7 protein-coding genes are annotated in these 5,566 nt (G+C 53.4%); 3 read left to right on the top strand and 4 right to left on the bottom strand.

Features of this window, described 5'->3' with window-relative positions; all coding sequences use genetic code 11:
- The 4 genes from H5U02_13590 to H5U02_13575 all read right to left on the bottom strand — a co-directional run.
- Positions 1–243, bottom strand: a 243-nt coding sequence (locus H5U02_13590; GenBank protein MBC7343454.1) for an anthranilate/aminodeoxychorismate synthase component II, incomplete at its 3' end; no start/stop codon positions are given.
- A gap of 344 nt (positions 244–587) precedes the next feature.
- The gene (locus H5U02_13585) at positions 588–1,052 is read right to left on the bottom strand and encodes a nitroreductase family protein (GenBank protein ID MBC7343453.1); all 465 of its coding nucleotides are present in this window, start codon (positions 1,050–1,052) and stop codon (positions 588–590) included.
- A 67-nt stretch (positions 1,053–1,119) separates the two neighbouring features.
- Positions 1,120–1,236, bottom strand: a complete 117-nt coding sequence (locus tag H5U02_13580) for a nitroreductase family protein (GenBank protein ID MBC7343452.1) — start codon at positions 1,234–1,236, stop codon at positions 1,120–1,122.
- 65 nt (positions 1,237–1,301) lie between these two features.
- Positions 1,302–1,853 carry a cysteine hydrolase gene (locus H5U02_13575; protein MBC7343451.1) on the bottom strand — a complete coding sequence of 184 codons (552 nt, stop codon included), beginning with the start codon at positions 1,851–1,853 and terminating at the stop codon, positions 1,302–1,304.
- 645 nt (positions 1,854–2,498) lie between these two features.
- On the opposite strand from H5U02_13575, the gene H5U02_13570 reads away from it, so the two are divergent.
- From H5U02_13570 to H5U02_13560, 3 genes are all read left to right on the top strand, one after another.
- Entirely contained in the window at positions 2,499–3,080 is a 582-nt protein-coding gene (locus H5U02_13570; protein ID MBC7343450.1) for a hypothetical protein, read from the top strand.
- Between the two features lie 264 nt (positions 3,081–3,344).
- A complete protein-coding gene (locus H5U02_13565) occupies positions 3,345–4,676 on the top strand; it encodes a hypothetical protein (protein MBC7343449.1) in 1,332 nt (443 codons plus the stop codon).
- Positions 4,651–4,986: a hypothetical protein gene (locus tag H5U02_13560; protein MBC7343448.1), complete on the top strand. Its 336-nt coding sequence runs from the start codon at positions 4,651–4,653 to the stop codon at positions 4,984–4,986. The genes H5U02_13565 and H5U02_13560 overlap by 26 nt, the downstream gene beginning before the upstream one ends.
- Positions 4,987–5,566: the final 580 nt, after the last annotated feature.

Raw genomic sequence — 5,566 nt, 5'->3', positions numbered from 1 at the left:
CCCCAGACAGACACCCAGGATTGGTATCCGGCCGGAGAGGCTGGCGATAAGGTCCAGACATATTCCAGCCTCATTAGGTGTGCAGGGGCCCGGCGACAGGATGATGGCAGTGGGCAGCATGGCTTCAATTTCCCCCAACGTGATCGCGTCATTGCGGTAGACCTTAATCTCCAGACCCATCTCTCCCAGGTACTGGACCAGGTTAAAAGTAAAGGAATCATAGTTATCAATCATCAAAATCAAGGCTCCCGCCCTCCTAAATATTTTGATAACAAAAAAACCAGTACTGACGTACTGGTTCGCATCCCAGTTGCTCGCGTCCACTCCTCTAGCTAGCTCAACTCGGCTCGTCTCGGCTCAGAGAAGTATTCAGTTCTACTTAAAGGTAGCACAGCACGGTTTACGTGTCAACCAATCGGGAAGAAGGTTCGTTCTGGGATTTCCAGAGATCGACCAGGTAATCACGAAGTATCTTGCCGAAACCCCCTTAAACCGTGTTGCCGAATTGAACGGAGAATATCGTCATTTACTGGACTTAAAAGAACCGGATCAAATCAGGCGGCCCAGTGTCTACCCATGCCGCGATCTCAAAGCCATTCAAAGCGGACCATTTCCTGGGCGGACCTGCGCTGCGGAGGCTCCGGTGTATGTTCGCCGCGTGCTCCGGATCGCCGTAGCCCAGGGCAATTCCCAATAAAATCAGCAGGTTCTCTGAGACTTCCAATTCCGCCCGGATGGTTGACCGCCGGGATGGAATCCACGCCGTATTCTTGAGCCGCCAGCATGACACTCATGGCCAGCATCCCCACGTCGAAAATCGACCAGGGGTTTAAGCTGCGCTCCAGACCCGGGCAGGTAACCACCGGCGCCCCGAAGAATTCGTAATTGCACCGGGTAACAGCGCGTTTTGCCGCTTCGTCGCGGAGGATAAGCCCATGGCGGCAAAACGGTTGGCCGCGTTTTCGGCCATCCGCTGCTGCGGGGCCGGGGGCCAATATCGAGGCCGGGGAAGGTCCGGCTGCATCGGCAAACCCGCGTCGACCGCTCCACAAAAGCCCGGCGGAGTCTTTCTAAGATTTCCACGCCAGCGATAAAGACCTCGCAGGGCTGGCTGTTTCCTCAGGAAGGGGCTTGGTTCGCTGCCTGCATAATCTTGAGCAGGGTTTCTTTGCCCACCGGATCTAGCTTAAAAGCGCGCACGGAGTGGCGGGAGTGAAGGGCTTCGATTATGTTCAATTATCTCTCTCCTTCCTGTGTTTGCCTACTCCGGACAATTCTTGCCGGATTCTTGCCTCTTGCATTCATTCTCGGGCAAATTCTTTTATAATTTCCTCAACAGAGGTTATTTCTGCCCCGTATACTTTTGCTAAATAATCCAAACCCCCAACATAATCTTCCTCCGTGAACGCTTCGGTGCCATCTCTTGGAATCAGTATGTGATAGCCCCAATAAAACGCGTCGGCCGACGTATGGCGAACGCACATATTGGCATGCAAACCGGTTATGATTAACGTGTCCACACCTAACTCCCGAAGCAGCAAATGCAAATCAGTTTGAAAAAATCCGCTGTACCTTCTCTTGGGAATGATGAAGTCGCCTTCGGCTGGCCTTAATTCCTCTATCACCTCGGCTCCTTTGGTGCCGGCCAGGGCGTGGTCGCCCCATAGGCTTAACTCCTTATCAATTCCTTTATAATGCTGATCGTTAGAATAGATGACAGGTATACCCTTCGCCCGCGCCGATTCTATTAAGCGCTTTAAGGGAAGGATAATCCTTTGAGCCCGGTCACATTTAAGACTACCAGTAACGAAGTCGTTAAGCATGTCAATTACGATAACAGCCTTTTTTGCCATGTAAATTACCTCCGTTAATTTCGAGATGGTTTCGAAACAGATCTTCACAAAATCATTCTGCTACCATACTTTTTGCTCGGTAAACGTTGCCCCTCCCTTTAGAGAATCGTTAGTAACTGGACCAAATCTAGTAAAAGGGGATGACCATACTTTCAGCCGCAAAGCCCTCACCCCCTAACCCAGGCGCGATCAGGCACCGGAAAGAAGGGGCACCAGCTAGGATCTGGAAGAGGGCGGTACCAGAGCTACCAGTACACCAACCCTAAAGCTATGCTTGGTACTAATCCCCTGCAATTATAATAAGGGTCCGAAATACTGAATTCAAGTCCTGCAGTTCGGTCTACCCTGTTCGCCAAGTTCGTTTTCCATTTCCCAGACCGCAACGTTTATTCTGGGATCATCATGGCAGGGTTTCAGCGTTCAGTCCCCTGCTTCGCATAACACACATTATGCGACATTATTGCCCGAAAAACTGCGCATAAGTGGCCGGATAGGTCCCGCTAAGGCCCGATATCTGGCAGTTCAAGCCTAGGGTCAATGCCTAGAAAAGACTTCATGGCGAGGGGACTCAAAAATGCCTACAGATGACGTAGTGAAGTTGCTAGCTAAGTAGACGATATCTTTGGCCCGTCACGGCGCGAGAAGATGATCGAATGTATCGTTGCGGAGAGAAACCGCCTGCCGGGTGAGACCAAAAACAAATTTGAGTTTCTCAAAATCGATGGATTCCGCCATCCGCTTCTTGCACCCAGCTTGCTTATTGCAAAGGAATTCAAGCATGCTCTTAACAAAGTTCCCTTCTTTACAGCCGTTGCTATCGAAAGCTTTGCCAAACTTCGGCCCGAGCTAATATCAGGGGTTGGAGCACGTCTGGAGGCGCACCGGGAAACCAAAGAGGCCTTCAATGAGAATGGCCCCGATTTTGAGCGTATCCGGCAACTGGCGGAAAGTCTAAAAGAGGAAGTACTGAGCGCCTGTGTCTGTGCCCTCTGGGAGCAGTTTCATGGTTCCCCCGAAGAGTCATGTAAGCAGAGCAGTTCCCGAAGAAAGCCTCAACCAAAACCAGCTGACCACCGGGATGATCCTTTTTCGAACATAGTCGCTCTAGTTCGCGAGAAGCCGGCTGGCGACCCCATTTGGGCGGAGATCGAACATTTTCTTCAGGAGCTCGGCGACATAGCCGCCAAAAAAGCAAGAGCGGCAGGAAGAGGTAAAGATAGCCTTTGAAGATGCACTCGGGATGCTTCGGAGCCAATATGCAGACCAGATACGGTACTTCGGATTCGAACATATTTTCTCCCAGGACTGGGACCGGCTTACTACAGACCGAATAGCAGAACTGAACAACGAGTTTACCGCTTTGTCTGCTTTGCTGGCAGAGTATGCGCAAATCCAGAATCAATCCCCGCAGTCGCTTCGGGAAGAACGGGAGCAGCGGGCAAAACTGGATGCAGTTGAAGAAAAGATTCTCTGCAGCAATGCGGAAAGATTGTGGCCTTGCTCGAATCTGACCAGGACATGGCCCAAGTCGCGCCAGAACCGGTCTCCGAGAGCCTGGAAAATGAGCGCCTTGTTCCTGGGGCTGAGCCTTCCAAACAGACTGAGCCCTACACGCGCCTCGAGGCGGAGATTTCCGAAGTTTCCCGCGATCAAGAGGAAGTCCTTCAATCCGATTGGCCAGGCCAGGAAATAGCTGCCCAGACTGAGGCTTCCGAAGAGATGCGCACCGGGACTCTACCGGAGCCTAAAGAGACACCGGAGTCCGAACGGTCAGTGGACCTTGTGCGTCCGGAAGAGCCGGACGGCCAGAGCCACGAGCTTCTGGGCAAGGAAGGGCCTGGACGCATACAATTGGAGCTGGAGGAGGCCAGAAGGAAATCCGCGCGCGGCATAGCGTTAATGTTGAAAAAAGCTGAAAGGGACGACTGCTGGAGCACCTTCTACTGGGCGCTTATAAGAGAGGGTGATCTCGCTGGAGCCTATTGGCTTGGCAGGACACCGCTCGGTGATCGCCTTTCTGCGGTACCTAGTTGGCTGTTAGAGGCTCTAGTCGGAGCACAGAGCGTATTCTCGGACACGAGCTCCTTTGTTGTCGACCTCCGTGATATAACGCGTCTTTACCAGCCCGGTGATTGTGACTGTGAACAACTGCTCGGACTAGCTGCTGCCCTGGGCCCGGCTCTTGTTGCGCCGACAACCGGCATGATGGGGTGGCTTAAGGTGCCGAAGTGCTGCCCGGCGCTTCACGATCTGGTAAGCAGCGTCCTGGCCTTTGCCAGCTACGGAAAAGCCATTCGCCCAATTGACCTTCAGGGCGTTCGTGGTGCTGAAGAATGGGATATGCTCATAAGGCAAAAGGCGAGCGAGATTAGGAGCAGGGTAGAAGAAGCCCGAAGCAAGCGTACCGGATACAAGCGGGCCTCTGCTGTCTGGCGGGAGCTTATAGCCCGGGAAACAGCTCCCGGTGGAATGCTCTTCCCGGTAGTCAATCATGACCGCGACCAGGTCGAAGATGTACGCAAAAGGCTCCAGGGGTGGTCCGACCGGAGCCTCATCGAAGGCTGGATCGACCGAGTTGACCGGGAACTAGTGGGCAGGAAACTTCGGGCCCATAACGGGGAACCCCCGCCAGCAGCTCATACGCAACATTGCGGAGGCGTGCAGCTGGGCATCGGAGTGGTGCGAGCTGGTAGAATCTGCAAAAGAGGGCGGGCAGAAAGGTGTACCCTGGATTGGCGACCGAATAAGAGAGCTACGTTCGCAACTACAGGTAGCCCTGCCCCAGGTAGCTACCGCAATGGACGAGCTTATCCACGGACCTGACTCCATTTCATCGGCAGCCGTTTGCCTTGTACGCTCGCTTGCAGACTTGTATGACCTTCTCGGGCTCCCTCATACCCTCCTTGATTCTGACCTGGGGTCAAGCCAGGCCCAGTGGAAGTGGCTAGCCCGGGACGTTGAAAGCCTCGAAGTTGCCCTGTGCCGCCGGCTGTTGCTGCTGCCACAGGTTTCGTTGACAGACGACCTGCGCCCGGCAGCAGAAGACCTAAACGACGTAGCAGGGGCCCTGTGCGACTCATATGCTGAAAAATGGACGGCTGTTCACGCACTTGATGGCCGGCTGCAGCGCTAGGATTTCCGCTGTATTGAGCCCCATCTGCTAGGGGCCCTTCAAAATGAAGAAGACTACAGGGAGATGATGAGCCGCTACCAGGAGGCACTTGCCGGGTGCAGGGCGGCTCTTGAGGATTGTAGATTGTCAATGAAAATTCCTTTTTGGTTGCCACGAACACGGGTCTCCTACCCCACCTACGGCCGGTATCTTAAGCTCATTCGTAAAGGTTAATCTTGTCCATCTTTTGCCTCCAAATCTTTTGTCGACTGTTCACTTTCCCGCTCTCTCTACTATCTCCGAGCACGTTTTGGCAATACACGTAAATCAACACTGTGTGGCCAACAGACCCCCGAACCCTGGGAACTACCGAATGCTTTACGAAACCCGGCCGGGCTACAGAAGGCTGTGGCCCACGCCAGGACGCAAGGACCCAAAAATATTCTCCCGGGCTACTCTCCCCACAATTTCTCCTGTTCTGAAATCTTCCCGCTTCGGGTTTTCGTAGTGGAGCAGAGCGCAGCCAATTCACACTTCATCTGCTACCTTGATCGAAATACCCAACTCGATCCCTCCCTTATTATTCCCTCAGTAAAAAGGC

Source organism: Clostridia bacterium (assembly GCA_014360065.1).
GTDB lineage: Bacteria > Bacillota > DSM-521 > Neomoorellales > JACIYF01 > JACIYF01.
This window is presented reverse-complemented; position numbering and strand designations above follow the sequence as displayed.